Genomic DNA, 26,476 nt, shown 5'->3' with positions numbered 1-26,476 from the left:
GGCGTGTACCCGGCTGGGTCGCAGACGGATGGGCTGCCCTCTCCCTATAATAGGGTGCCTGGGGATACGCGCCGCCGCATGTGGCGGACGACCTGGCGGAGAGACCGAACGTGAACCAAGCTCAGTGGCAATTCCTGCGGGCGCTGTTGGCCATCCCCACCGCACCCTTCCGCGAACAGCAGGTACGCGCCTTCGCGGAGGCTGCGCTGGATACCTGGGGCGTGCCGCACTGCCGCGATCCGCATGGCAATCTGCTGGTCGGGGTCGCGAGCCCGGCCGCCTACCGACAACTGTTGGCGCTGCGCAGTGAGGTGCCGGTACGTCTGTTCATCGCGCATATGGATCACCCGGGCTTCCACGGCGTGCGCTGGCGGGACGCACAACGGCTCACGATCGCCTGGCACGGCGGTTCACCCGTGAAGCATCTCGCTGGTGCCCGGGTGTGGCTGTCGGCGGGGGCCGGGTATGTCGCTACGGGTGAACTGCGTAACATCGAACTGCATCCCAAGGGCTATGCCATCGGGCGTGCGGAGGTGCGGTTGCCCGCCGCGCATTTGCGGGCGGCCGTACCGCAGGCGCGGCGTCTGTTCGGCGGCTTCGCCTTCCGCGCACCCGTCTGGCGCAGCGGGTCGCGCATCTACACTCAGGCTGCCGACGACCTCGTCGGGGTGTTCGCCATCCTGCAGACGGCACGTGCGCTGTTCCGGCGCCGCGCGACCGAGCGGCCACCCTTCATCGGCCTGCTGACGCGCGCCGAGGAGGTCGGCTTCGTCGGGGCGGTCGCGCACTTCGAGCTCGACTGGCTGCGCCGCCGGCGACCGCTGGTCGCTGTCAGCCTGGAGGCATCGCGCACCCTGCCGGGTGCCGAGATCGGTAAGGGGCCGGTGGTGCGGCTCGGCGACCGCCGTACGGTGTTCGACGCCGATGGCATGCAGGTATTGTCAGAGCTGGCCGGAAAGGTGCTGCCGGGGCGGCATCAGCGGCGCATCATGGATGGTGGTGCCTGTGAGGCGACCGCCGCGACGGCCTTCGGCATCCCGACCATCGGCCTGACGGTGCCGCTCGGCAACTACCATAATCAAGGCCTGGAGGGGGGAGCGGACTGCCCGCGACCGGGCGGACCGGCCCCCGAGTTCGTCCATCTGGATGATGTGCAGGGTCTGCTGACGCTGTGCCGCGCGCTGGTCGACCGGCCGTTACGCTGGGACGACCCCTGGGGTGTGGTACGCGCCCGGCTGCAGCGGAACCGGCGCGCCTATGCGCGCCATCTTACTCGCGATGAGGAATGACACATGCACCCAAAAACCGCATTGGCCACGGAAACACACGGACAGACGCCAAGCAGGGCACACGTTGCGCACAACAGCGCCCCGCGCCCGCCAGGTGCTGCCCCGGGGCTTCACGACGAGGTTTCATTTCAGTGTCCTCCGTATGCTTCCGGGGCTGAAATGAGTTCTTCAGGATGAAGACTGGCGGCCTCAAGGGCCTGCTCGTGGGGCTGGCGGTCCTGTCCGCAACCGGCTGCGCCGGCTTCTGGCAGCCACGGCCAGTACCCTTCGCGGCACCGGACAGCGTGTTGCTGGTGCAGCGCCCGATCGACTTCCCCGCCGGCACGACCCGCGTCTACTTTCAGCACGGTGGACCGGTCACTGAGCGTCAGCTGACCGTGTGGGAGCATCATTGCGCGCTCGCGATCGATCACGCGCTCGATACGGCGGTGACCATCGAGCCCGGTCCGCAATCCATCACACATACGCAACGACGTCGCACCATCGGTGAGTGGGGCTACGGTGTCATGACCTACGAGAACAGTTTTTTCGTCACCCAGGATGCGCGCCCGCTGTATGCGCTCTATTGCGAGCTCTGGACGATGGGTGGCGGCCACGACAATCGCGCGCACATCACGCCGGCAGGGCTCGTCGAGGTGCTCGGCGACTGGCTGTCGCTGACTACCACGGCAGAAATAAACGCAGTTGAATAAAAAAGGCCCGCAGAGCGGGCCGTGGAGATCAACAGGGGGCTTGCAGGCTATCGGAAGCCACTCATTATTGGCTTGAGTGGTCTACTTCTCAGGCAGCCTTTTTCTTTGCGGTCTTTTTCTTTGCAGTCTTTTTCTTCGCAGTCTTCTTCTTCGCGGTCTTTTTAGCGACCTTCTTTTTGGCTACCTTTTTCTTGCCACCCTTCTTGGTGACACGCTTCTTGGCAGCCTTTTTCTTGGCTACCTTCTTCTTTCCGCCCTTCTTGGCGACGCGCTTCTTGGTAACCTTCTTCTTTGCTACCTTCTTTTTGGCGACCTTCTTCTTGGCTGCCTTCTTCTTCGCGACGCGCTTCTTGGCGACCTTCTTACCGACGACCTTACGCTTGGCGGCGACCTTTTTCTTGGTCGCAACCTTCTTCTTGGACGCGGTCTTCTTCTTCCCAGTCTTCTTCTTTACTGCCATGAGGTAACCCTCCTCGTTAATGGTTCGCGCAGACTAACGGCAACCGATTATAGAAACTTTAAAGAAAAACGGAAGATACGGCTGCAAAATAATGTCTCGCTCGACCTTTCGAGGGTAACTCAGGTGGGGCGGTAGAGGATGAAGCTGAAGTCATCCGGTTTGCTCGGCATGTCCGACGCGGTGTCGGTCATGCGTGCGAGCGAATCCAGCCGCAGTGCGTTCGCCCCTCTATTCATAGGTCCGCAGCGCATACGTTCGACGATCTCCTCCAGGTGCAGGTTGTCGAACAGACCGTCGCTGGCGAGCAGTGCGGTGTCGTGCGGGGCGAGTGCGACCGCTGTCCCGATCTCGATGCGCATGTCGGGCGTCCCGATCATGTTGGAGATCAGATGGCGCTCCTCGTGGTGCATGGCCTCCTGTGCGTCCAGAAATCCGGCCTCCACGGCGTAGCCGACGGGGGAGTGCGATACCGTCTGCAGCTTGATGCGACCGCGCTGGCCGCTGACCAGGATCATCGAGTCGCCGACGTGGTAAGGCCGGACCAGGGCGCCCTGGATCTCCAGCAGCGCGAGCGTCGTCGCGGCGCCGACAGCGAGGCCCGTGATGCTGTGATTGGCCTTCTCGATACCGTCCAGGATCGCCTCGCGCAGGCCACCGTTGCCGGGCAGTGCGCTGGCGATGCTGTCGGCGAGACAGTGCACTGCGATGCTGGACGCGTCGGCACCGGCGGGCTGTCCGCCCAGTCCGTCACAGACCACCAGCACGCCGGCGTTGTCGCCCCACGGGATCAGGCCGAGGGCATCCTCGTTGGGGGTCTCCTTGTCGGGGGCGCGCGCGGTGAAGTAGCAGATCTCGCCGCCGGCGAAGCGCAGGACGGCGGGCTCCGGCATGTCGGTGGTGGCGATGATCAGCGCACGGTCCTGTAGCGTGGTGGGCGGCTTCAATCCCATGTGATGTTTTCCAGATACTCCTTCAGCTGACTTGCGCTGCGGAACTTCTTGAGGATCAGGCCACGCTTCAGCCCACAGCAGATGGCCTTGATCTGCGGCGGCTGGCGGGCATAGTGCCGCTTGCCGCCGATGGCGTCGTAGACGATACGGACCAGATCCACGACGTCGTCATGGATGTTCTCCTTCTTCGGCTTGCCCCAGTGGAACAGGTCCAGGAGCTTCAGGTCGAAGCCGATGCCGTGGCGGCGGATGATGATGTTCTCGGCATGCAGGTCGCCGTGGTATTCGTGCAACTGGTGAATGCATTCGATGCCCGACGCCAGGGCGTGCAGCAGATGCAGAGCCTGGAAGGGGCTCAGGCGCTTGCCGGGCTGCTTGTGTAAAAATTCACTGAGCAGGTCGCCCTCGACGAAATCCGAGACCAGAAAACTGATCGGTGTGCCCCGGTAGAGAATGGTCTCCTGGGTGTGGTACTGGATGACGATCGGGCAGTGGCGCAGTTTGTGCAGCTTGCAGGCGTAGAAGGTCGCGGTGCGGTCGCGCGGATTGCGGTGCGGGAAAAAGAACTTGGCCGCGCGGTCGATGCCGGTGGCGCGCTCGCGGACCAGGTAGACCTCGCCCTCCCAGCCGCGCCCCAGGTGCGAGATGACCTCGTACTTGCGCGCCAGGATACGGCCCGGCTGGAAGTCGAAGCGGTCGATCTGCGGTGAGCGGGTGGATGGCGGCATGCGGCGGGGCGCGGAATGGTTGTTTTCTGACTGATTGCTTTATAGTGATGCCGGCAGGCAAAGGCAAGCGATGAGAGAATCCGGGGCATGACCAACTTCTTGGCAACGACACGCGACGCCATCATGGGATTCGTCTGGGATGGCGAGTTACGCAGCCTGCCATGGCCCCGCCGCCTGGTGGTGCGGGCGTTGCGCATGCTCTACGTGCTGGCGCGTGACGTCGCTGCCGGCGATCTCAACCTGCGCGCCATGAGCATGGTGTACACCACCCTGCTGTCGGTGGTGCCCCTGCTGGCATTCAGCTTTTCCGTACTCAAGGGTTTTGGCGTCTACAACCAGCTGGAGCCACTGCTGTACCGCTTCATGGAGCCGCTGGGGCCGAAGGGTACGGAGGTCGCCGGCCATGTCATCGAGTTCGTCGCCAATATGAAGGTCGGGGTGCTCGGCAGCGTCGGTCTGGCACTGCTGATCTACACCGTGCTGTCGCTGCTGCAGAAGATCGAGGCGTCATTCAACTATGTCTGGCGCATCGAGCGCCTGCGCAGCATCGGGCAGCGCTTCAGCAACTATCTCAGCGTCATTCTGGTCGGGCCGGTGCTGATCTTCACCGCCATCGGCATCACGGCCACGGTGATGAACAACACGCTCGTGCTGCGGCTGCTGGAGATCGAGCCGCTGGGCACGCTGATCCTGGAGTCCTCGCGGCTGGCACCCTACCTGCTGGTGGTCGCCGCCTTCACGTTCATCTATGTGTTCATCCCCAACACCCGGGTCAGGCTGGGTGCGGCGCTGGTGGGGGGGCTGGTCGCCGGCATACTGTGGCAGAGTACCGGCTGGGCGTTCGCCGTCTTCATCGCCTCGTCGACCCGGTACGCCGCCATCTATTCCAGCTTCGCCATCCTGGTGCTGCTGCTGATCTGGTTGTACATCAACTGGCTGGTGCTGCTGCTCGGTGCGCAGATCGCCTTCTACGTACAGCACCCGCAGTACTTGGTACAGACGCGCGTGCGGCTGACGCTGAGCAATCGGCTGAAGGAACGACTGAGTCTGACACTGATGTATCTGATCGCCGACCACCACCGCCGTGACCGGCCAGCCTGGGGCGCCGAGGTGCTGGCCCGGCATCTGGGTATGCCCATCGCGCCACTGCAGCGCCTGATCGACAACCTGATGGAGCAGGGCTATCTGGTCGAGCTCAACAGCGAACCCGTGACCTATATGCCGGCGCGCGACATCGCCACCATTCGCGTCGCCGATCTCATCGAGGACGTGCGGGCCGCGGACGAGAGTCGTTTTCTCAGCAAGGACCGGTTGATGCCGCTGCCGGCCGTGGATGCCGTCATTGAACGCGCCGATCATGCCCGCACCGACAGCTTCGGCGCGTTGACCTTGGGGGACCTGCTGGCGGAAGGTGCAGCGGACTGACGGGCGTCAGTCAGCGCCATGCAGCGCAATGGCGGAATACGGCGGCGCGTCCTGATGATAGAGCGCCGTGCCGCGGTGGAACAGCGCCAGCGGTTGGCTGGACTGAGTCATCATCCACTCGGGCAGGTGCTCGCTCACGGCGAGCGCATAGCGCTGCGGACTGACGCCGCACTCGGCGACGTGCGGTGCCCAGCGGATGCGTACCTGCCAGCCGGTGAAACCACCGAGCGACTCGGGGGCCACGGCGAGCACGGCCCGACTGTCCTGCTCGAGCGTGCCCGAAAACAACCAGGTGCCGCCGCACAACTCTGCCTCGGCGGCGCGCTTGGCCTTGGCCAGCGCGATATGCGCGGCCGCCTCGGCGACGGCCCCGGTCTGGGCACGCTCGCGCGGCACCCAGGCGAGGACCAGATCGTGACCGGGGCTCAGATGAGGCAGCTCGGCGTGGTGATCGCCCGTGCCGATGCCGGCGCAGCCGGCGCACAGGCCGATGATCGCAGCGAGCGGAAGGCGGGTGGCGGCAGCGGTGCGTGTCGTCATTGATCGGCTCGGCTGGGGGTGGGAGGTGGTTACAGGGTAAGATAACGCCATCGCTGTGACCGGAACAGCGTCAACATATCGCCATTCCGGCAGGTAGATGCCGCCGGATTCTGTGAACGAACGCACACTGGGTGGTGTTACGACCGTGCATACGCAGGCTGATACCCAGGCCAGGCAGTCGCGTTACTGGCGCTGGCTGCGCGATGCGCTGCTGCTGGCGGCCGTGCTGGTCGCGGTGCATCTCTATCAGACGCGGGATGCGGTCGTCGGCCGCGCCCCGCTGCTCCAGGGCGTGGACCTCGATGGCACGCCACGCGCACTCGCGGATTTCCACGGCCGACCGGTGCTGGTCTACTTCTGGGCGACCTGGTGCCCGGTGTGCCGGGCCGAGCAGGGCACCATCCGGTCCATCGCGGCGGACTACCCGGTATTGAGCGTGGCACTGGAGGATACCGCACCGGCCGCGCTGCGCGCCTATATGGAAGAGCATGAGCTGGATTTTGCCGTGCTGCGCGACACCGACGGCGAGCTTGCGCAGCGCTACGGCGTGCGCGGTGTGCCCGCGTTCTTCGTCATCGATGGCGCCGGGATGATCCGTTCCACTGCCGCCGGTTACACCACCGGTCCCGGGCTGAGGCTGCGGCTGTGGTGGGCCGGCCGAGCGGCTATTCGCGGCGCACGGGTCGTCAGAGCGGCCGCGCCATGACGACCGGCGATGCCAGCGTCGACCGCTGTGTCGAAGAGTTCTGCGAGCAGGGCTGCGGTTCCGTCCGCGGCTATATCCGGGCCCTGCGGGAAGGGCAGCCGCTGCCGCAGTTCGAGGGTCTGGATGCAGCGCAGCGGCGGCTGCTGCAGCGCGAACTCGAGGCCATCATGGGCGTCTACGACGAACCACCGGGCGACACCTGAGGGACCTCTGCAAAAGTCCCTGAGTACGGGCAGGGTAGCAGCAGGGCCGCCCGCCACCAGGGCCCGCGCGCGCTGCGCCCCGATGTGAGACAATACCGCCCTCGCACGACCCGTCCCCCTCCTGCAGTACGCATGCCGTATCCGGCTTTTCAGGGACCTCACTCGGCAACAGGCCGCGGTCTGCCGTCGTGCACGTTCAACATTCATGACTTTGGAAACAGTACATTGATCATCACCGCCAATCTCACCATGCAGTTCGGGCCCAAGCCCCTGTTCGAGAACATCTCGGTCAAATTCGGCAATGGCAACCGCTACGGCCTCATCGGCGCCAACGGCTGCGGCAAGTCGACCTTGATGAAGATCCTCGGCGGCGACCTGCAGCCGACCTCGGGCAACGTCAGCGTCGATGCCGACGAGCGGGTCGGCAAGCTGCGCCAGGATCAGTTCGCCTTCGAGCATTTCACGGTCCTCGACACCGTCATCATGGGGCACACCGAGCTCTGGGAGGTGAAGCAGGAACGCGAACGCATCTACGCGCTGCCCGAGATGACCGAAGAGGACGGCATGCGCGTCGCCGATCTCGAGGTGCGCTTCGCCGAGCTGGACGGCTATACCGCCGAGGCGCGCGCCGGCGAGCTGCTGTTCGGCCTGGATATCCCGCTGGAGCAGCACACCGGACCGATGAGTGCGGTGGCACCCGGCTGGAAGCTGCGCGTGCTGCTGGCGCAGGCGCTGTTCGCCGACCCCGACATCCTGCTGCTCGACGAGCCGACCAACAACCTGGACATCAACACCATCCGCTGGCTGGAGGGCGTGCTCAACGCCCGCAACAGCACCATGGTGATCATCTCCCATGATCGTCACTTTCTGAACAGCGTGTGTACGCACATGGCCGATCTGGACTACGGAGAACTGCGCATCTATCCGGGCAATTACGACGAGTACATGAGCGCCTCGACCCAGGCACGCGAGCGCCTGTACGCCGACAATGCCAAGAAGAAGGCGCAGATCGCCGACCTGCAGGCCTTCGTCAGCCGCTTCTCCGCCAACGCCTCCAAGGCGAAGCAGGCGACCTCACGCGCCCGGCAGATCGAGAAGATCAAGCTCGACGAAATCAAACCGTCGAGCCGCGTGAATCCCTTCATCCGCTTCGACCAGGCCAAGAAACTCTATCGTCTGGCGCTGGAGCTCGACGGAGTGAGCAAGGGTTATGGTGGGACGCCGTTGTTCCGCAACCTCGATCTGATGGTCGAGGTCGGCGAGCGCGTCGCGGTGATCGGTCCGAATGGCATCGGCAAGAGCACGCTGCTGCGCACACTGGTCGGCGAGCTGCCGCCCGACGACGGGACCGTGAAATGGTCGGAGAATGTCGACATCGGCTATTTCGCCCAGGACCATGCCGCCGACTTCGCGACCGACATGACGCTGTTCGACTGGATGAGTCAGTGGCAGAGACCCGGGGACGACGAACAGGTGATCCGCGGCACCCTGGGCCGCCTGCTGTTCTCGTCGGACGAGACCGGCAAGTCCGTGAAGGTCCTGTCCGGCGGCGAGCAGGGCCGCATGCTGTTCGGCAAGCTGATGCTCGCGCGCCCGAACATCCTGGTGATGGACGAACCGACCAACCACCTCGACATGGAATCCATCGAGTCGCTCAACAGCGCCCTGGAAAACTATCCCGGCACACTGATCTTCGTCAGCCACGACCGCGAGTTCGTCTCGTCCCTGGCGACGCGCATCATCGAACTGACGCCGACCGGCGTCGTCGATTTCAGTGGCAGCTACGACGATTATCTGCACAGCCAGGGCGTCGAGCTGATGGGCCGGACCGGGACCTAGGAGCCAAGAGCACCGCCGGCCTGGCGTGGTTTGTCGCCCGGCTCAGCCCCCGGCCGCGCGCATGGCGCGCTTGCGGTCGTGCTCGTGCAGGAATTTCTTGCGCAGCCGGATGTGGTTGGGCGTCACCTCCACCAGTTCATCGTCGTCGATGAACTCCAGCGCCTGTTCCAGCGACATGCGGATCGGCGGCGTGAGGATGATGTTCTCATCGCTGCCGGCGGCACGGATGTTGGTGAGCTGCTTGGCCTTGAGCGGGTTGACCACCAGGTCGTTGTCACGCGCATGGATGCCGATGACCATACCCTCATACACCTCTTCACCATGACCGATGAACAGACGGCCGCGCTCCTGCAGGTTGAACAGGGCGTAGGCCAGTGCCTTGCCGGGGCCGTTGGCGATCAGCACGCCGTTGTTGCGGGTCCCGTATTCACCCTTCTTCACCGAGCCATAGTGATCGAATACGCTGTAGAGCAGACCGGTACCCTGGGTGGCGGTGAGAAACTCGGTACGGAAACCGATCAGGCCGCGTGAGGGGATGCTGTAGTCGAGGCGCACACGGCCCTTGCCGTCGGGCAGCATGTCCTTGATTTCGCCGCCACGCTGGCCCAGCCGCTCCATCACGGTGCCCTGATGCTGCTCTTCGACATCGACGGTGAGCTGCTCGTAGGGTTCCTGCCGCTCGCCGTCCTGCTCGCGGAAGATGACCTCCGGGCGCGACACACCCAGCTCATAACCCTCGCGACGCATATTCTCGATCAGGATCGACAGGTGCAGTTCGCCGCGGCCGGAGACGCGGAATCTGTCGGGGTCGTCGGTCTCGGCGACGCGCAGCGCGACGTTGTGCAGCAATTCACGCTCCAGGCGTTCCTTGATCTGGCGGGAGGTGACGTACTTGCCGTCCTTACCGGCGAACGGCGAGGTGTTGACCTGAAAGGTCATACTCACGGTAGGTTCGTCCACCGACAGCGGCGCGAGCGCCTCGACGGCATTGGGATCGCACAGGGTATCGGAGATATGGAGTTCGCTGATGCCGTTGAAGGCGATGATGTCACCGGCGTTCGCCTCCGCCACCTCGATCCGCTGCAGGCCGAGGAAGTCGAAGATCTGCATGATGCGCCCGTTCCGGCGTGCGCCGTCACGACCGACGATGGCGACCTGGGTGTTGGTCTTTACGCGCCCGCGCACAATCCGGCCGATGCCGATCAGTCCCACGTAGCTGTTGTAGTCGAGCTGCGAGATCTGCATCTGGAACGGGCCCTCGATGTCGACCTGCGGCGGATGCACCTTGTCGACGATGGTCTCGAACAGATAGGTCATGTCACCGCCGCGCACGTCCGCGGTCGGCCCGGCGTACCCGTTCAGGCCGGAGGCGTAGACGACTGGAAAATCCAGTTGCTCCTCGGTGGCGCCGAGACGGTCGAACAGGTCGAAGGTCTGATCCAGTACCCAGTGGGCGCGGGCACCGTCGCGATCGACCTTGTTGATGACGACGATGGGCTTGAGGCCGCGCGCCAGGGCCTTCTGTGTCACGAAACGGGTCTGCGGCATGGGGCCGTCGACGGCGTCGACCAGCAACAGGACGGAGTCGACCATCGACAGCACGCGCTCCACCTCACCGCCGAAGTCGGCGTGGCCGGGGGTGTCGACGATGTTGATGCGGTAATCCTTGCCGCCATGGTGCCAGCGCACGCCGGTGTTCTTGGCCAGGATGGTGATGCCGCGTTCCTTCTCCAGCGCGCCGGAGTCCATGGCGCGTTCCTCGAGCTGGGTGCGCGCGTCGAGGGTGTCCGACTGTTTGAGCAGCTGATCGACCAGGGTGGTCTTGCCGTGGTCGACGTGGGCGATGATGGCGATGTTGCGGAGGTGTTCAATCACGGCGGCACTACCTGAGCGAAAAAGAGGGCGGATTATACAGTAGCGGCGTTCCGCGCGACGGGATTTCTGCGGCGCCCACCCGGAGGACGGTATCCAGGGTGTATCAGAGGGGTTCCGAGGTGGTGTCCCACCATCCAAGTAATTATATGATAAATAACTAAATTAGGGAAATCCTGGGTTGCCAGGCTGACGCAACACAGAGGCGCAGGGGCGCAGAAAAAATGCATGAATTCAGAGCGGTCCTGCGCACTGTGGGGTGGCCGCTGGGGGGGCGCATGCGGTCCGGTACCCAGCCCGGACGGCGCGAGCACCGCCAGCTGACCGTGACGGTGTGTCGGCGACCAAGGCGCTGGAAGTGCGGCGGTGGTCTATTGCCCTGCTTCCCGAACGGGTTCCGACCGGTAACGCCGGGCAGCTCGTGACTTACCGCTGACGCGTGTCCTGCCCGCGATCGTCCAGTGTCGGTACCTGCGGTGCTTCGCCCAGATACGTGTCGTCCTGGTCGGTGGGCCCGGTCGGGACCGGATCCACCGCTGGGGTGTCCGCGTGCGGGTCGCTCTCGGGGTCGACGAGGTCGTCCTCGGCTGGGCGCGGCACCGGCGGGGACGTGCCGCCGGCTGCGGTGTCCGTAAGCCGGCCGTGGTCGACGATCTCCAGCTGCAGGGCCGGCGGCTGGTCCTCACATAGCGTCTGCGCACCCTGCGCCATATGCCGATAGACAGCCCGGTAGCGGTCCGTCATGTCGCCGAAGAGCTCCGCAGTCTTCTGGAAATGCCGGTTCACCTCGCCGCGGTAGTTCTCGAGGGCCGTACGCGCGGTCGCCAGTTCCTCCTCGAGTTCGCGCAGGCGCTGGCCGCGTGGGATGAGTACATAGGCGACCGCAAAGCCGATGCCCAAGCCGAAGGCGAAGGTGATGATGCCGATTCCCCAGTTCCAGGCCATGCCGAGTTCCACCGCTGTGTCGCGTCGTTGCGGGGCTAGTATATCGACCTCGCTGCCGATTGGGCAGGGTCGCTCTGCCGGGTATGATCCCGCGCGACGGGCGTGGTTGGTGCCTGGGTGTACAGGCGGGGTCGGTGCGTTATGATACGCGCCCGGCAGCGGGGGCGGCCGTGTCCCGGCGCCCGCTGCGAACTCGAGATCACCCATAAACCGCGAGGCACGGGGCGCGATTCCGGTCGCAGATCCTACACCTGCTCACCTCGACTCACGTACCCGCTCACTATGTTTCAGACTTGGTTCGACTACCTCGGCATCGAGCCCGATACCACCGGCTATGGCGAAAAAATCATTTCAGGAGTCAGTGGCTTTCTGGGGGTCTTCGCGATCTTCCTGGCCAGTGCCGCGGTGCTCGCCGACAGCAGCGTGCCGTATGTGGTCGCCTCCATGGGCGCCTCCGCAGTGCTGTTGTTCGCCGCCCCACACGGCAAGCTCTCCCAGCCCTGGAACCTGATCGGGGGGCATCTGATCTCTGCGGCCATCGGCGTTGCCTGCGCCCAGGCGATCCCGGACATCCATCTGGCCAGCGCGATCGCCGTCGGCAGTGCGATCATAGCGATGTATTTTCTCGGCTGCGTCCATCCGCCCGGCGGGGCGAGCGCGCTGGTGGCGGTGATCGGTGGCGCGGAGATCCAGTCATTGGGCTATGGATATCTGTTGCTGCCGGTGGGGCTCAACGTCCTGGTGATCCTGGTGGCGGCCATCGCCGTGAACTTCATCTTCTCCTGGCGGCGCTATCCGGCGCATCTACATCGCGTGCTGCAGCCGGTGCAGTCTTCGAAACCGCTGCCGCCGGTGTTGTCGACCAAGGATCTCGACCTGGCCCTGCGTCAGGTGGGTACCTATGTCGATGTCTCCGGCGACGATCTCTCCAGCATCTATCGCCTGGCCGAGCATCACGCCCAGAGCACGCATGTGCCGGTCGAGGCGCTGCGCGTCAGCCACTGCTACTCGAACGGCAAGTATGGCGCCGCATGGTCGGTGCGGCAGATTACTGCAGAGAGCGCCGGGGAGGAGTCAGAGACACTGATCGATTACCGGGTCGTTGCCGGCAGCGGCCGGCGTCGCAACGGGACTTCCAGCCGGATCGACTTCGCTCGCTGGGCGAAGCACGAGGTGTGCCGCCACGGAACCAATTGGCAACGCGTGCAACCCTCGCCGCGGGACTGAGCGCCACGGCCGTCAGCAGACACGGTTGCGCACCTCACCCGCGCAGAAGGCGCGGATGTTGGCAGCGACGCCATCGACCAGCCGCTGGCGCGCCTCGCGGCTCGCCCAGGCGATGTGCGGGGTGACGATCAGGTTCGGCAGAGCGGGCGCCAGCAGCGGATTGCCATGGCGGGGCGGCTCCTCCGTCAGCACATCCAGGCCGGCGCCGCCCGGCCGCCCGGCACGCAGGGCGGCGAGCAGGGCGGCCTCGTCGACGAGACCGCCGCGGGCGGTGTTGATCAACAGCGCGCCCGGCTTCATCAACGCCAGTTCGTCGCTGCCGATGAGGTTGCGCGTCGCCGGCGTGAGTGGGCAATGCAGGCTGACCACGTCCGCCACGCGCAACAGTTCGCTCAGCGGCAGGCGCCCGGCGCGGTCATCGCCACCGGGACGTTGGGCGATCACGACCTCCATGCCGAAGGCGCGGCCGAGCGCCGCCGCCGCCCGGCCCAGTTCCCCGTACCCGACGATGCCCAGGATCCCGCCTGCCAGTTCCGTGGTGGGATAATCGAGCATGCAGAAGTCCGCCTGCTGCCGCCAGCGTTCCATGGCGGCCTGCCGATGCTCGGCTAGACGGCGTTTGAGTGCCAGGATCAGTGCGAAGGTGTGTTCGACCACCGAGGGTGTGCCATAGCCCGTGACGTTGGTGACCGCGATGCCGTGTGCCGCGGCGGCCGCGAGATCGACGTTGTTGGTGCCGGTGGCGGCGATGCAGATGAGGCGTAGCGACTCGGCCTGGGCCAGTGCCGCCGCATCGATAATCGCTTTGTTGGTGACCGCCACCTGTGCACCTTGCAGGTGGGCAGCGGCCTCTGCGGGCGCCGTGCGCGCGTGGCTGGTCCAATCGGGCAGGGTCGCGTACAGGTCCGACAGGTCAAGGTCGCTGGGGTGCAGCGTATCCAGATCGAGAATTACACCAGTGTGCATGACGGGACACCCGGCTGAGAGGGTGGCGACAGTGTAGCAGTTCGCCCCTGTTGCTCAGAACGGCGGAGCGTTCCAGCGCTGCTGGGTCAAGGGGATCGGCGCGCCGCGCAGAACAGACCCAGCAGCGTCTTCGCATCGCGGATCTCGCCACGATCGGCCATGGCGAGTGCCGCATCGAACGGTCGCCAGTGGACCTCGATGCATTCGTGCGCCTCGTGCCGCACCGGCACGGTGCGCAGATCCCGGGCGAGAAACAGATGGATGACCTCGTCGCAGAAGCCGGGCGTGGTGAATACCTGGGCGAGTGCCTGCCAGTCGCCGGCCTCGAGCCCGGCCTCTTCGGCGAGTTCGCGCTGCGCCGTCCGCAGGGCCGATTCGCCCGACTCGAGCTTGCCGGCCGGCAGTTCCCACAACCAGCCGCCCGCCGCGTGGCGGTACTGGCGCAGCAGACAGACCGCGCCGCGTGCGTCGAGTGCACAGACGGCCGCACCGCCCGGATGTCGTACGACCTCCAGTTCGATGTCGTTGCCATCCGGCAGCGTAACGGACTCGATGCCGAGATCGACGACGGCACCGCGGTAGATGGATCGGCGTGTAGTCACAACGGGTCTCCAGGGAAAGGCTGTCACTAAGGCAGTCATTAACAAAGCCTCACGCCGCGTCGGCAGGACACCGTGAATACATGCCCCAGGGCACCCTCTCGACCGCTCCGCGGCCTCACCTTGTGCCCCAGGGCACCCTCTCGACCGCTCCGCGGCCTCACCTTGTGCCCCAGGGCACCTTCTCGACCGCTCCGCGGCCTCACCTTGTGCCCCAGGGCACCTTCTCGACCGCTCCGCGGCCTCACCTTGTGCCCCAGGGCACCTTCTCGACCGCTCCGCGGCCTCACCTCGTCCATGTAGGCTTGACGGCCGCGTCCATGCGGCCGACACCTGCCGACACGGCGTGAGGTTTTGTTAATGCAGGTTTTGGTAACATACACAGGACGCCAGCAAGGCTCCAGCCGCGGGTTTCATCGTCACCGGACAGAGGGATCATCGATGTTTTTCGAGCTCGAACCGTTGCGTTTCCAGTGCACGGAGTGCGGCCGCTGCTGCAGTGGCGGTGGGGATTATCATGTCTTTCTGAAGCGGGGTGAGGCCGAGGCGATACGCACACTGCTGGGGCTGAGCCGCCTCTGGTTCCGGCGCCGCTATCTGCGGTACCTGGGCAGTGGTGAGCTGACCATCGCCCTGCGCCGCGACGGGCGCTGCAGCTTCCTCGACGCCCGCGGACGCTGCCGCGTCTATGCCGCGCGTCCGACCCAGTGCCGTACCTATCCGTTCTGGCCCGAGGTGCTGCGCAGCCGTGGTGCGTGGCGTGCCGAGGCCACCCGCTGCGAAGGCATCGATCGCGGTACCGTCGTGCCGCTCGCCCAGGTGCGTGCGGCCTTGCTGGCGCAGCGCGCCTATGAAAGCAGTGCAGGGTGACCGGAGTCGCACGTCGCCTGCGTTCCAGGTGTTCAGCGGGTGCTCGTCGGCGTGGGCAGGTCGTAGCAGGCCAGCAGCTGGCCGGCATCTGCGGGTGCATGGGCATCGTAGAACAGTGAACGCAGCCGCAGTATCGGCGCCGGTGCCAGCTCGGGACCCCAGATGACGGTGTCGAAATCCTTACCGCCGAGCAGGCGGTGCGCGAAGCTGATATACAGACGGTTGAGAACACCGGCGCATACCAGGGCATGAAATACCGAGGGACCGGCGATCGCATAGATGCGCCGATAGCCCGCCGCCTGCAAGGCGGCGATGGCCAGCCCCCCGTCGGCCGTGGCGCCGCCGCCCACCTGATGGACCTCGATCCCCGCCGCCTGCAGTGCCGCGATGCGCCCCCGGTCGGCACCGGCGCCCGTCATGACGTGCAGCCGCCGCTCGGCATAGATCGCGATCGCCTCCGCGGGGATCTCCAGACTGGCACTGAAGATGGCGAGGTCGGGCTGGGCGCCCAGACCGTTGGCCCGCCGCCAGGCCTGCAGATCGCCGAACCGATCCGCCGGCCCCACCGGCAGCAGATCCTGGGCCTCGCCCTGTGCGAGCTGCCGGAAGTAGCGCGCGCTGGTGATCAGCAGGTCGGCCTGTGCGCCGAGCTCCTGGTAGAGCCGCCAGTCGCGCGCATTGCCGATGGCCGGCGGGACCCGGTGGCTTGTGCGGCCAGGACTGGGCAGGGCGATGCGCCCGTCGAGGCTGCTGATGAAATTGCTGTAGACCAGCGGTGCGTCCGCCGCCGTGAGGCGATGCAGCGGGTGCTGGAGGTACAGCCCCTGCAGCTGCGGGTGATCACTCGACGGGGGATAGAGTTGCAGCAGATCGCCAGGCATGGGTGATATCCGCGGGGTTGGTCACGGGCAGTGTAACTGAATCGGCGTGTGCGGACGTCGGCAGCAGCAGGCCCGTGCCGGTCAACGCGAGCAGGGCGAAGGCGAAGCGGCGCATGGGCAGCGGGCCGATACGCGGCGCGAGCAGTGCGCCCCCCTGTGCGGCGAGCAGCACCGGCAGGGTGCAGTACAACGCCGTCTCCACCATCGTGAAGTGGAGTTCGCCGCGGGCGGACTGCAGGCTGATGCGGGCCAGTGTGCTCAACAGGAATACCGTCAGCAGCGTCGAGCGGATGCGAACCGAGGTCCAGGGCTGGCGGTAGAGATGAAAGACGATGGGTGGCCCGGCCGTACTGAACAGGCCACCGAGCAACCCGCCCAGGGCGCCGCTGATGACATTGGCGCTGCGGCCGGCCGCTTGCGCACGTGGGTGCGGGCGCAGCATCAGCAGCACGCCGGCGCCGAGGATCACCGCGCCGGCGAGCTGGCGGAGCCGCACCGGCGTGCTGGCGTCGAGGTATGCGAGCCCGGCCAGCCCCAGCGCCACCGCCGGCACCAGCGCGGCCGTGATCCAGACGACGCTCGGCCAGTGGATGTCGCGCGGGTGGCGTGCCAGCACCCAGCCACCGTTGAGCAGCGAGACGATGCTGATGACCGCCGCCGTGAAGGGGATGGGCGCAAGCTGCAGCAGGGTCACGCTGCCCAACACGATCAGTCCCAGGGCGAAGCCACTGAGTGCCTGGACGAAGCTGCCCAGGGTGGCGATCAGAATGAATACCGTCAGCTCGGTGGGAGACATGCTGCTGCACCGTGTGCGCAAAGGTCGGGCAGTCTACGGGCGCGGTGGTGGAAAATACAATGGCCGCGGCGGGGCCGATCAGACCGGACGCACCCGGACCGCGCCCGCTCAGGCAGTGCGCAGATCCAGGAAGCGCCGTACCAGCCCGCTGTTGTGGTGCACGAGGCTGCGCAATTGCTTGGGCAGATCGAGCTGGAGGTGGTGCTCCAGTGCCTGTGCACGTGGCCGCAGTGCCTGCAGTTCCCGGCGTGTGTAGCTCCGGTCCAGCGCCAGGGTGATGATGTTGGCCCGCTTTTCCACCGGCAGGCGCAGAATCTGGTGGTCGAAACCCGCTGTCATGTTCGCCAGGATCGCTTTCAATGCCGCGTCCGGGGACGCCCACAGATTCGTGGAGACCACCCCGCCAGGCGCCAGGGCGCGGCGGCAGGCACTGAAAAAGGCGGGCGGACAGACACTCGGATGGATGCCGTCGCCGTCGAAGGCGTCGATCAGGATAAGGTCGTACTGCGCGGGGGGACAGGTCTCCAGGAAACCGGCGCCATCCCCGACCTGGATGTCGAGGCGGTCATGTCGCGGCAGTTGGAAAAAACGCCGGGCGAGGTCGACGACGGCGGGTCTGGATTCGATGCAGTCGAGGAACGCCTCGGGAAAGTGTCCGTGCAGGAAGCGCACCAGGGAGCCGCCGCCCAGCCCGACGAGCAGGATGTGCTGCGGCTGCGGCTGAAACAGCAGCGCCGCCAGCATGGTGCGCGTGTAGCTGAGCTGCAGGGCCAGTGGATCGGTGAGCCGCATGCTGCTTTGCCGGGCGCGGGTGCCGAAATACAGTGAACGCGTGCCGGCGGCGTCATCGATCACCTCGATCAAGCCGTCGGCATCGCGGGTCGCATGGATCAGAATGCCGCGGTCAGTGAGCATAACGGCATTCTAGCAGTGATCGCCGCGCGCCGGCCCGCGGCCCCGGCCGCAACGCCCCGGACATTCGCGAAGAACCAAAAAAAAAACCGGGGCAGAGCCCCGGCGTTTTTCGGTGTTGGGCGGTGCCGCCCGGATGTCAGGCGACGGCGATCCGCTGTGCGGAGCCACCGATGCCCTTGTCGCTGGGGACGCCGACCACGTCCTTCTGCGTGATCGCCTGAGCTAGGCTGATGCTGTCCAGATACGCATAGATCTGGTGACTCAGCTGATCCCACAGCACCAGGCTCGGCCCACGCATCTCGGGCACCAGGGTGCTCGGCTCTGCCTGGGCGGCCGCCTCCACACTCTCGTCGACCGCCCGCAGGATGTCGGCGATGCTGATTTCGCTGGCGGGGCGGCGCAGGCAGTAACCGCCACCCGGACCGCGCAGACCGGTGACCAGACCGTGCTTGCGCAGCAGGGCGAACAGCTGCTCGAGGTACGACACCGAGATGGACTGCTCAACGGAAATGTCGGCCAGAGTCACCGGCCCCTGCTTGTGGCGCAGGGCGAGTTCCAACATGGCGGTGATTGCATAACGTCCTTTGGTCGAAAGTTTCATGGCTAACCTCGCTTCGTAAATGGCTTCCGGTGTATGGGCCATATCAGAGCGTAAAACCTGACTGGCATGGTCGGGTATTCTAGCTATTGTTGACCAAATCAGTCAAGTTCTTTTACAGGGCCTGGGTGCGGGATAGATGCCTTGTTATTTGGGGAATTAGTATTTAACTTATTGTTTTAACTAATATAAAATATTATGCCTGCCCTATCGGTATATCCCGTAAGGGATAAATCCCCGTCATGCAAAGCGGCTGTTCGGCCGTATCAGATGCACGGTTTTGGCTCAGGCGACCATCCGGGCGAGGTCGTCGAGTTCAGTACTGCCGGTCCAGAGCGCCTCTGCCGCAGCGGCCACCTGTTGCTCATTCAAGCCCAGCATCTCCAGGGTACCCGCCGGAAGATCCGTGGTGGTACCGGTGCCGATGCCATGGCGGGCCAGCAGGCGGTTGGCGATCAGCACCAGTTGCGCATACAGCGCGTGATCGCCGCGGTAGGCTTCATCGTGATGACGGTGGGCGGCCGTGACCAGTTCCTCCGGCAGCCCCCAGGCGGCCAGGAGCCAGGCACCGATCTGATCGTGGCCGACGCCCAGGAGGTACTTCTCCACCGTCTCCAGCGGGACGTCGGGGTTGGCTGCCAGGTAGCGGTTGAGCAGAAAGAACTCCGTCTGAAAGGCATGGCCGAGCAGCAGGATGCCCATGTCGTGCAGCAACCCGGCCAGGTAGGCTGTGCCGCGGTTCGGGCGGATCGCGGCAGGCATCAGCGTCGCCAGGCGTTCCACCAGGGAGGCGGCATAGACCGAATGCCGCCAGAACGCGTCCAGGCCCAGCGGACCATCGGTCGCGATATGCAACGATTTCCCGATGGTGATGCCCAGTGCAAGATTGAGTACGAAATCGAATCCCAGCACGCGCGCGATCGCCCCGCGCAGATCCTTGATCTTTCCAGGGTAGCCATAGAGCGGTGAATTCGCATAGCGCAGGATACGCGCCGCCAGAGGGGCGTCTTGTTCGATCGCTGCGGCAAGGTCCTGTGCATCGGCGCGCGGATTGCGGGCGATATCGAGGATCCGCAGGGCCGCACCCGGCAGGGCCGGCAGGTCATGGAACGCCTCGACGCGGCGTTTGATCCTGGTGGGCGTGAACTGCTCGAGGGTCGTATTCAGCATCCGGCTCGAGTCCCGTCCCGCCAGCGCGGAGAAGGGGTGGGAGAAACGGCCACGGTGGGCGTTCGCGAGCAGCCGCTGGAACTCAGCAGTGGAGAATTTCAGGAGGGTCGAGTGGCTGCCGGGTTCCACGTAGACGACGTCGGCCGCGAATACGGCCTCGTCGACCACCGTGTCGAGGCCATAGGCACCACCCAGGGGCGGACAGCACAGCGCTTCACAATCATCGAAGAGACCGGTCAGGTGCTCTGCCGGCAGCGGCTCGAGTTCGCGGTGAAGCCAGCTGCACAGCGACCTGAAATCGAGGAGGTGATCACTGGGCAGTACTGCCAGCAACGGGCCATCGGCATCGCTGAGCACCAGCGCGCGGGCGATCCGTGCGCTCGGTACGCCGCACACGCCGGCGGTCTGCGCCAGGGTCCGGGTGGGTGGATGCCGGATCTGTTCGAAACGGGCCTCGCGATCGTTCAGAAACTGTAGGATGGTGGTCGGTAGCACGGCAGGTCCCTCCAGCCAGGTGTCGTTGGTCATTTTTTGATCAATGACAGCAATAAGTGGGCCACCTCCATAAAAACCTATTTACATCATGCAATTGATACGTATCCTTGGCATCAGTGTTGCATGCGGAATGTGACGTACGACAAGTTTATGGCATGGGCCAACGCACGCAGGCGCGTGCGGCCATAACAGACAAACAGCAAACACGTGGGGAGAGACGGCCGATGGCATTCGATCACGCAGGCGGAACCGATCGCCGCGCCCGCTCCAAAGAGCGCGTCGCGACCTTGGTCCATTCACGCAATGAGACGCTCGCCCTGTATTCCGATCTGGCGAACAACCGACCCTATCAGCCGGGCGAGCAGACGGAAGAGATGCTGCGGCGATTCTGCCAGGCGTTGGTCGACTATGCCGCCAGCGCCCATTTCCAACTCTATCGCTACATCGTCGAGAATAAGGAGCGCCGCCAGGCGGTGGTCTCCCTCGCCGAGCACATTTATCCGCAGATCGCGGCGAGCACCGATGCCATCCTGGATTTCAATGATCGCTACGATGTCACGCCGCTGGATACGCGCCTGCCCGCGCTGGCCGGTGATCTGTCCGAGTTGGGGGAGATGCTCGCCGACCGCATCCAGCTCGAGGACCGGGTAATCGCGGCACTCGACGGCGCGCGGCAAGACCGCTAGGAGCCTGTCGGACTTGAGCGGTCGTAGCGAGCAAGGTGGGGGAGCGAGATCAGTCTCAAGTCCGACAGGCTCCTAGACCGTCTTCGTTCCCGACTCGCCGGCCCGCAGGCGGTCGTACTCGCTGTGGGAGAGGTAGCGCCAGGGGCGCGGGATCAGCCCCGGGACCTGGCGGTGATAGCGTCGATACGGCTCGCCGAGGGCGCGCGCGAGTTTGCGGTCTTCCAGGTACGATCCGATCACGATGTAGGCCGTGATTACCACGGCCGCCGTCAGCCGTGCACTGTCCATGTCGCGCGTCCACAACCACACCAGTCCGAAGAAATACCAGGGGTGGCGCACGAACCGGTGCACCGCCGAGAGCCCCAGTGCCTGGGAGGGCCGTGACGGACTCAGCCCCAGGAATTCCCCCAGATCATAGGCCCGGCTGCTCCAGACGACACCCGCCAGCGCCAGGGCACCCAGGGTGTTGGATACCCAGGCCCAGGTGCCGTGCCAGGACCACAAGGGGACAGCGTCCCGCCATTCGGTGGCGGCGATGAGCGGCAGGATGAGTAGGGTCGCGACCCCGTTGTAGAACAGGCGGTAGCGTTGCCAAAGCAACGGCCAGCGGGCCGCGACTGCGGCCTTGCAGGAGTCGGCCGCCAGCAGGGAGTGGAGGGCGAAGTAGAGCGCCCAGACCAGGCCCAGCCAGACCATGTCCATAGTAAAGAAGTCGGAAATCATGGTGTTGTACACCCTCTCCTGCTCGGCGTTCCTTGGATAAGAATGTTCTGATAAACTTTGCAACCTATTGAATTTGAGTGCGTCCCGTCCCGTCAGGCGCTCACCCATCTGCTGACATCGAGGATTCGACGATGGATCACGGTACCACCCTAACCCAGTTTATTATTGAAGAGCAGCGCCGCATCCCGGGTGCGACCGGTGACTTCACCTCGCTGCTCAACGACGTCCTGACCGCCTGCAAGAAGATCGCCTGCGCGGTGAACCGCGGTGGCCTGATCGGCATCCTCGGCTCCGCCGACACCGAGAACGTGCAGGGCGAGACCCAGAAGAAGCTCGACGTCATCTCCAACGACATCATGGTCAGCTCGCTGGAGTGGACCGGGCACCTGGCCGGTATGGCCTCCGAGGAGATGGACGACCCACTGCCGATCCCGGCCCTGTATCCGAAGGGCAAGTACCTCATCCTGTTCGATCCGCTGGACGGCTCGTCGAACATCGACGTGAACGTCTCGGTCGGCACCATCTTCTCCATCCTGCGCTGCCCCGAAGGCGTGCAGGAACCCAGGGCCGGGGATTTCCTGCAGCCCGGTACCCGCCAGGTCTGCGCCGGCTATGCCATCTACGGGCCGACCACCATGCTGGTGCTGACCTCCGGTCACGGCGTCAACGGTTTCACCCTGGACCGCTCCATCGGCGAATTCATCCTGACCCATCCCGACATGAAGATTCCCACGAACACCCGGGAATTCGCCATCAACATGTCCAACCAGCGCTTCTGGGACGTGCCCATCAAGCGCTATGTCGACGAGTGCATCGCCGGTAAGGATGGTCCGCGCAAGAAGGATTTCAACATGCGCTGGGTCGCGTCGATGGTCGCCGAGGTGCACCGCATTCTGACCCGCGGGGGCATCTTCATGTACCCGCTGGACAGCAAGCTCGAGGCCAAGGGTCAGACCGGCAAGCTGCGCCTGATGTATGAGGCCAATCCGATGAGCTTCATCGTTGAGCAGGCCGGTGGAGCCAGCAGCACCGGCACCGAGCGCATCATGGACCTGCAGCCCAACGACCTGCACCAACGCGTACCCGTGGTGCTGGGCTCGAAGAACGAGGTCGAGCATGTGGTGGCCTATCATCGTGAGCACACGGCTGCCGCCTGACGACACCGCGGCAGGGGTGGCCATCACGTACGGATCGATCCCTTTTTGTGCGCCACTGCACGGACTGGCGGACGAAAAGCTGGATAGTTGATCCCGCTTGTTCTTTATCTCCGGCAGGGAGCGCCGGTTACCCGGACTCCCTTTCCGCCGGTGGACAACCCCCGTCCACCGGTTTTTTTTTGCCTGGATATAGGCGCCCCTGGCGGCACCCTTGCGGTTGCTGCAGTTACCGGTCCACACGCACGTCGAAGCCGCGCCTGGCAAGCACGGGGAAGAGAGCGGCCACGGTCGCTGGCCTGTCGGAAAATGCGGCCTGACACCCAGCCGCTCGACGCCGTGTCGGTGGATGGGGCGGGATCAGGTCGGTGCCGTGAACCGGCGGAGAAAATGGTCGGGGTGATAGGATTTGAACCTACGGCCCCTGCCTCCCGAAGGCAGTGCTCTACCAGGCTGAGCTACACCCCGAATCAATACGTTCTACTGGCTGAAAATTCCGCGAGGGCGTACAGGGCATCCCGGTAGGGGGACGCGGGCACTACCTGTAATGCTTGCATGGCTCGATCGGCGGCCGCGCGCGCGGATTGCGCAGTGTACGCGATGGCCCCTACCGATTCAATGGCCTGTTGGACGGCGTCGATGTTGTCGCGGCCACCCTGTTCGATGGCCTTGCGCACCACCGCGGCCTGCGCGGGCGTGCCGTTTCTGATCACGTAGATCAGTGGCAGGGTGGGCTTGCCTTCGGCGAGGTCGTCGCCGATGTTCTTGCCGGTTTCGGCAGCATCCGCGCTGTAGTCGAGCACGTCGTCGATGAGCTGAAACGCCGTGCCGAGGTGCATGCCGTAGGCCGCCATGGCCGCTTCGATCGAGGCCGGTTGCTCGCCGAGCACGGCGCCGATGCGGGCCGCGGCCTCGAATAACTTGGCGGTCTTACAGCGGATCACCTTGAGATAATGTGTCTCGGTGGTGTCGGGGTCATGACAGTTGAGCAACTGCATGACCTCGCCTTCGGCGATGGTGTTCGTGGTCTGCGCCATGATCTCCATGATGCGCATGTTGCCGACCTCGACCATCATCTCGAAGGATCGGGAATACAGGAAATCACCGACCAGCACGCTGGCCTCGTTGCCCCAGATGGCGTTGGCGGTCTCGCGGCCGCGGCGCAGATCCGAGGCATCGACGACGTCATCGTGCAGGAGTGTCGCGGTGTGGATGAATTCCACGATCGCGGCCAGGTCGTGATGGCGCCGGCCGCCATAGCCGGCGGCGTGTGCGGCCAGCAGGACCAGCAAGGGGCGCAGGCGTTTGCCGCCGCTGTTGATGATATAGAGGCTCAGCTGATTGATCAGCAGGACGTCGGACCGCAGTCGGTCCTCAATGAGCTGGTTGACCGCCTGCATGTCCGCCGCCACCAGGTCGCGGACCTGGTCCAAGCTCATGAGGAGGCTGTCCTTTCGCAGTGGTTCGCGCATCGGCTGGGTTGACCTTAACCGCCTGGCCGGGGTCCCGGAGAGGCCCCGGCCTCGCAGGCGACGGGCCGCCTAGTGTAACCCCAGGTCCGTTTACAGACCAAGCGAATCCCGTTTGACCTGGGACCGTCCCGCCTATAGAATTGGCGCCCTTTCAGGGCTGTGGCGCGTGGCGCCCGGTCCACTGAAGCCGATTTGGGCAGGTTTTCGGAGATTTCGCGATGTATGCTGTGATCGTCACCGGCGGTAAGCAATACCGGGTCGCACCCGGCGACACCCTCAAGATCGAGAAGCTGGAGGCGGCCGCCGGCGATGCGGTGGAATTCGATCGCGTGCTCATGGTGGCCGACGGCGATGCCGTCAAGCTCGGCACGCCGTATGTGGCGGGCGGCAAGGTCAGCGCCACGGTGACAGCGCACGGTCGCCACGACAAGGTGATGATCGTCAAATTCCGCCGCCGCAAGCACTCCATGAAGCGTCAGGGGCACCGTCAGCACTTCACCGAGGTGCAGATTACCGGTGTTTCCGCGTAAGGCATTCGAACCAGAGGTAGGCAGCAATGGCACATAAAAAGGCAGGCGGCAGCTCGCGCAACGGTCGCGATTCGGAATCCAAACGACTCGGCGTCAAGCGGTACGGTGGCGAGCAGGTGGCCGCGGGCAACATCATCGTCCGTCAGCGCGGCACGCATTTCCACCCCGGCTTGAATGTCGGCTGCGGCAAGGACCATACCCTGTTCGCCAAGGCGGAGGGTAAGGTGCAGTTCATCACCCGTGGCGCGCGCAACCGCAAGTTTGTGGACGTGGTCGCCAGCGAGTAACGGTCCGGTCCGGAGCGGGAATTACGAGGCCCCGTCCTGGACGGGGCTTTTTGTTTTGGCGGCCACCGGACAGGTCGGTAACTTTCACCGCAAAGGACGCGAAGGCGCGCAAAGGAAACCGCAAGGCACTTTTACCGCAAAGGACGCAAAGGACGCGAAGGAAATCCTTATTGCAACGAAAGTCATAAGGGTCGATAAGGGCGGGTGCTGATTTTTAGTTTTTTTGTGGATTACGGGGTTTTGCAAGACGATTTTGGTTCCCTTCGCGTCCTTTGCGTCCTTTGCGGTAAAAGTTCTGGTTTTGGGTTTTGCAGCCAATACGGTTTTGCTTTCCTTTGGGTGCCTTCGCGCCCTTTGCGGTAATAGTTCGAAGGCCCGGATCTGAACCAATCAACATGAAATTTATTGACGAAGCGACCATTCAGGTGGCGGCCGGTGACGGCGGCAATGGCTGCGTGAGCTTCCGGCGCGAGAAGTTCATCCCCTTTGGGGGGCCGAACGGTGGTGACGGTGGCGACGGTGGCAGTGTCTTCATGGTCGCCGATGAGAACATCAATACGCTGGTGGATTTCCGTTACGAGCGGCACTATCGGGCGCAGCGTGGCGAGAACGGCAAGGGCAGCAATTGTACCGGCAAGAAGGGCGACGACCTGACCATCCGCGTCCCGGTCGGCACCCTGATCTATGACAACGATACCGGTGAGCTGATCGCGGATCTGGTCACTGCCGGGCAGCCGCTGCGGATTGCGCAGGGTGGCTGGCATGGCATCGGCAATACCCGTTTCAAGAGTTCCACCAACCGTGCACCGCGGCAGTCGACGCCCGGCACGCCGGGCGAGCAGCGCGAGCTGCGCCTCGAGCTGAAGCTGCTGGCTGACGTCGGCCTGTTGGGCATGCCCAATGCCGGCAAGTCGACCCTGATCCGCGCCATCTCCGCGGCCCGGCCGAAGGTCGCCGATTACCCCTTCACGACGCTCTATCCCAACCTGGGTGTGGTGCGGCTGGCGCCGCACCGCTCCTTCGTCATGGCCGACATCCCGGGCCTGATCGAGGGCGCGGCCGAAGGTGCGGGCCTGGGCATCCAATTCCTGAAGCACCTGGCGCGTACGCGGTTGCTGCTGCACCTGGTCGATGTCGCGCCCTATGGCGGCAGCGGCGATCCGATCGACGACGCCCGCAAGATCGTCGCCGAGCTGGAGAAGTACAGCGCGGAACTGGCGGCCAAGGAACGCTGGCTGGTACTGAACAAGATCGACCAGCTGCCCGAAGAGGAGCGCGAGGCGCGTTGCCGGATGGTCGTGGACGGCCTGGGCTGGACGGGACCCGTCTTCAGGATCAGCGCCCTGAGCGCGCTGGGTACACAACAACTGGTGTACCGCATTATGGAGCACCTCGAGGCGCAGCCGCCCGCGTCGCCGGACCCGGTGACAGACGCAGTGCCCTTGGATTAACGTAGCG

At 64.7% G+C, this 26,476-nt stretch carries 28 protein-coding genes and 1 tRNA gene; 13 read left to right on the top strand and 16 right to left on the bottom strand.

The window, feature by feature from the left end:
• Positions 1–110: 110 nt before the first annotated feature.
• Positions 111–1,289 carry a hypothetical protein gene (locus tag K8I04_08980; GenBank protein ID MBZ0071840.1) on the top strand — a complete coding sequence of 393 codons (1,179 nt, stop codon included), beginning with the start codon at positions 111–113 and terminating at the stop codon, positions 1,287–1,289.
• A 173-nt stretch (positions 1,290–1,462) separates the two neighbouring features.
• A complete protein-coding gene (locus K8I04_08975) occupies positions 1,463–1,981 on the top strand; it encodes a hypothetical protein (GenBank protein MBZ0071839.1) in 519 nt (172 codons plus the stop codon).
• Between the two features lie 88 nt (positions 1,982–2,069).
• On the opposite strand, the gene K8I04_08970 is transcribed toward K8I04_08975, so the two are convergent.
• From K8I04_08970 to K8I04_08960, 3 genes are all read right to left on the bottom strand, one after another.
• Positions 2,070–2,441 carry a hypothetical protein gene (locus K8I04_08970; protein MBZ0071838.1) on the bottom strand — a complete coding sequence of 124 codons (372 nt, stop codon included), beginning with the start codon at positions 2,439–2,441 and terminating at the stop codon, positions 2,070–2,072.
• A 119-nt stretch (positions 2,442–2,560) separates the two neighbouring features.
• Positions 2,561–3,391: a serine/threonine-protein phosphatase gene (locus K8I04_08965; protein MBZ0071837.1), complete on the bottom strand. Its 831-nt coding sequence runs from the start codon at positions 3,389–3,391 to the stop codon at positions 2,561–2,563.
• Positions 3,382–4,119, bottom strand: a complete 738-nt coding sequence (locus K8I04_08960) for a protein kinase (protein ID MBZ0071836.1) — start codon at positions 4,117–4,119, stop codon at positions 3,382–3,384. The genes K8I04_08965 and K8I04_08960 overlap by 10 nt, the downstream gene beginning before the upstream one ends.
• A gap of 87 nt (positions 4,120–4,206) precedes the next feature.
• Here K8I04_08960 and K8I04_08955 point away from each other — a divergent pair, with 87 nt between their 5' ends.
• Positions 4,207–5,544 carry a YihY family inner membrane protein gene (locus K8I04_08955; protein ID MBZ0071835.1) on the top strand — a complete coding sequence of 446 codons (1,338 nt, stop codon included), beginning with the start codon at positions 4,207–4,209 and terminating at the stop codon, positions 5,542–5,544.
• Between the two features lie 6 nt (positions 5,545–5,550).
• Here the strand turns inward: K8I04_08955 and K8I04_08950 are convergent, their stop codons facing one another.
• A complete protein-coding gene (locus tag K8I04_08950; GenBank protein MBZ0071834.1) occupies positions 5,551–6,084 on the bottom strand; it encodes a hypothetical protein in 534 nt (177 codons plus the stop codon).
• A gap of 97 nt (positions 6,085–6,181) precedes the next feature.
• Between K8I04_08950 and K8I04_08945 the strand changes: the two genes are divergently transcribed.
• From K8I04_08945 to K8I04_08935, 3 genes are all read left to right on the top strand, one after another.
• The gene (locus K8I04_08945) at positions 6,182–6,790 is read left to right on the top strand and encodes a protein disulfide oxidoreductase (GenBank protein ID MBZ0071833.1); all 609 of its coding nucleotides are present in this window, start codon (positions 6,182–6,184) and stop codon (positions 6,788–6,790) included.
• Complete coding sequence (locus K8I04_08940) at positions 6,787–6,993, top strand: hypothetical protein (protein ID MBZ0071832.1); 207 nt, start codon at positions 6,787–6,789, stop codon at positions 6,991–6,993. Before K8I04_08945 ends, K8I04_08940 begins: the two co-directional genes overlap by 4 nt.
• 225 nt (positions 6,994–7,218) lie before the next feature.
• Positions 7,219–8,832 (top strand): ABC-F family ATPase, encoded by a 1,614-nt coding sequence (locus K8I04_08935; protein ID MBZ0071831.1) that lies wholly within the window; start codon positions 7,219–7,221, stop codon positions 8,830–8,832.
• Positions 8,833–8,874: 42 nt separating this feature from the next.
• Here K8I04_08935 and typA read toward each other — a convergent pair whose 3' ends face one another.
• Positions 8,875–10,707 (bottom strand): translational GTPase TypA, encoded by a 1,833-nt coding sequence (gene typA / locus K8I04_08930; protein ID MBZ0071830.1) that lies wholly within the window; start codon positions 10,705–10,707, stop codon positions 8,875–8,877.
• A 423-nt stretch (positions 10,708–11,130) separates the two neighbouring features.
• Positions 11,131–11,649, bottom strand: coding sequence for a YhcB family protein (locus K8I04_08925; GenBank protein MBZ0071829.1), 519 nt, complete (start codon positions 11,647–11,649; stop codon positions 11,131–11,133).
• A gap of 282 nt (positions 11,650–11,931) precedes the next feature.
• Here K8I04_08925 and K8I04_08920 point away from each other — a divergent pair, with 282 nt between their 5' ends.
• On the top strand, positions 11,932–12,876 hold the full coding sequence (locus K8I04_08920; protein MBZ0071828.1) for an HPP family protein: 945 nt from the start codon (positions 11,932–11,934) through the stop codon (positions 12,874–12,876).
• Positions 12,877–12,888: 12 nt separating this feature from the next.
• Here the strand turns inward: K8I04_08920 and K8I04_08915 are convergent, their stop codons facing one another.
• Both K8I04_08915 and K8I04_08910 read right to left on the bottom strand, forming a co-directional pair.
• On the bottom strand, positions 12,889–13,842 hold the full coding sequence (locus K8I04_08915) for a glycerate dehydrogenase (protein MBZ0071827.1): 954 nt from the start codon (positions 13,840–13,842) through the stop codon (positions 12,889–12,891).
• An 86-nt stretch (positions 13,843–13,928) separates the two neighbouring features.
• On the bottom strand, positions 13,929–14,483 hold the full coding sequence (locus K8I04_08910; GenBank protein ID MBZ0071826.1) for an NUDIX hydrolase: 555 nt from the start codon (positions 14,481–14,483) through the stop codon (positions 13,929–13,931).
• A 399-nt stretch (positions 14,484–14,882) separates the two neighbouring features.
• Here K8I04_08910 and K8I04_08905 point away from each other — a divergent pair, with 399 nt between their 5' ends.
• Complete coding sequence (locus K8I04_08905; GenBank protein MBZ0071825.1) at positions 14,883–15,311, top strand: YkgJ family cysteine cluster protein; 429 nt, start codon at positions 14,883–14,885, stop codon at positions 15,309–15,311.
• 32 nt (positions 15,312–15,343) lie between these two features.
• On the opposite strand, the gene K8I04_08900 is transcribed toward K8I04_08905, so the two are convergent.
• The 5 genes from K8I04_08900 to K8I04_08880 all read right to left on the bottom strand — a co-directional run bounded on the left by K8I04_08900 (position 15,344) and on the right by K8I04_08880 (position 20,199).
• A complete protein-coding gene (locus K8I04_08900; protein MBZ0071824.1) occupies positions 15,344–16,192 on the bottom strand; it encodes a dihydrofolate reductase family protein in 849 nt (282 codons plus the stop codon).
• The gene (locus K8I04_08895; protein MBZ0071823.1) at positions 16,152–16,988 is read right to left on the bottom strand and encodes a sulfite exporter TauE/SafE family protein; all 837 of its coding nucleotides are present in this window, start codon (positions 16,986–16,988) and stop codon (positions 16,152–16,154) included. The genes K8I04_08900 and K8I04_08895 overlap by 41 nt, the downstream gene beginning before the upstream one ends.
• Positions 16,989–17,096: 108 nt before the next feature.
• On the bottom strand, positions 17,097–17,903 hold the full coding sequence (locus K8I04_08890) for a spermidine synthase (GenBank protein MBZ0071822.1): 807 nt from the start codon (positions 17,901–17,903) through the stop codon (positions 17,097–17,099).
• 136 nt (positions 17,904–18,039) lie between these two features.
• Positions 18,040–18,504 carry an Rrf2 family transcriptional regulator gene (locus K8I04_08885; GenBank protein MBZ0071821.1) on the bottom strand — a complete coding sequence of 155 codons (465 nt, stop codon included), beginning with the start codon at positions 18,502–18,504 and terminating at the stop codon, positions 18,040–18,042.
• Between the two features lie 282 nt (positions 18,505–18,786).
• Positions 18,787–20,199, bottom strand: coding sequence for an HDOD domain-containing protein (locus tag K8I04_08880; protein ID MBZ0071820.1), 1,413 nt, complete (start codon positions 20,197–20,199; stop codon positions 18,787–18,789).
• Between the two features lie 191 nt (positions 20,200–20,390).
• On the opposite strand from K8I04_08880, the gene K8I04_08875 reads away from it, so the two are divergent.
• Complete coding sequence (locus tag K8I04_08875; protein ID MBZ0071819.1) at positions 20,391–20,852, top strand: sigma D regulator; 462 nt, start codon at positions 20,391–20,393, stop codon at positions 20,850–20,852.
• Between the two features lie 72 nt (positions 20,853–20,924).
• Here the strand turns inward: K8I04_08875 and K8I04_08870 are convergent, their stop codons facing one another.
• Positions 20,925–21,554: a hypothetical protein gene (locus K8I04_08870; GenBank protein MBZ0071818.1), complete on the bottom strand. Its 630-nt coding sequence runs from the start codon at positions 21,552–21,554 to the stop codon at positions 20,925–20,927.
• A gap of 152 nt (positions 21,555–21,706) precedes the next feature.
• Between K8I04_08870 and K8I04_08865 the strand changes: the two genes are divergently transcribed.
• A complete protein-coding gene (locus K8I04_08865; GenBank protein ID MBZ0071817.1) occupies positions 21,707–22,732 on the top strand; it encodes a class 1 fructose-bisphosphatase in 1,026 nt (341 codons plus the stop codon).
• Between the two features lie 388 nt (positions 22,733–23,120).
• Here the strand turns inward: K8I04_08865 and K8I04_08860 are convergent.
• Both K8I04_08860 and ispB read right to left on the bottom strand, forming a co-directional pair.
• A tRNA-Pro gene (locus K8I04_08860) sits at positions 23,121–23,197 on the bottom strand.
• A gap of 2 nt (positions 23,198–23,199) precedes the next feature.
• Positions 23,200–24,168 (bottom strand): octaprenyl diphosphate synthase, encoded by a 969-nt coding sequence (ispB, locus tag K8I04_08855; GenBank protein ID MBZ0071816.1) that lies wholly within the window; start codon positions 24,166–24,168, stop codon positions 23,200–23,202.
• A gap of 251 nt (positions 24,169–24,419) precedes the next feature.
• On the opposite strand from ispB, the gene rplU reads away from it, so the two are divergent.
• The 3 genes from rplU (at position 24,420) to cgtA (ending at position 26,469) form a co-directional block, all read left to right on the top strand.
• Positions 24,420–24,731 carry a 50S ribosomal protein L21 gene (gene rplU, locus K8I04_08850; protein ID MBZ0071815.1) on the top strand — a complete coding sequence of 104 codons (312 nt, stop codon included), beginning with the start codon at positions 24,420–24,422 and terminating at the stop codon, positions 24,729–24,731.
• Positions 24,732–24,757: 26 nt separating this feature from the next.
• On the top strand, positions 24,758–25,018 hold the full coding sequence (rpmA, locus tag K8I04_08845) for a 50S ribosomal protein L27 (protein ID MBZ0071814.1): 261 nt from the start codon (positions 24,758–24,760) through the stop codon (positions 25,016–25,018).
• 395 nt (positions 25,019–25,413) lie between these two features.
• A complete protein-coding gene (cgtA, locus tag K8I04_08840; GenBank protein ID MBZ0071813.1) occupies positions 25,414–26,469 on the top strand; it encodes an Obg family GTPase CgtA in 1,056 nt (351 codons plus the stop codon).
• Positions 26,470–26,476: the final 7 nt, after the last annotated feature.

This window comes from Gammaproteobacteria bacterium (assembly GCA_019911805.1).
Taxonomy (GTDB): domain Bacteria; phylum Pseudomonadota; class Gammaproteobacteria; order Thiohalobacterales; family Thiohalobacteraceae; genus JAHJQQ01.
The sequence above is the reverse complement of the archived record's forward strand: the minus strand, read 5'-3'. Positions and strand labels throughout refer to the sequence as shown.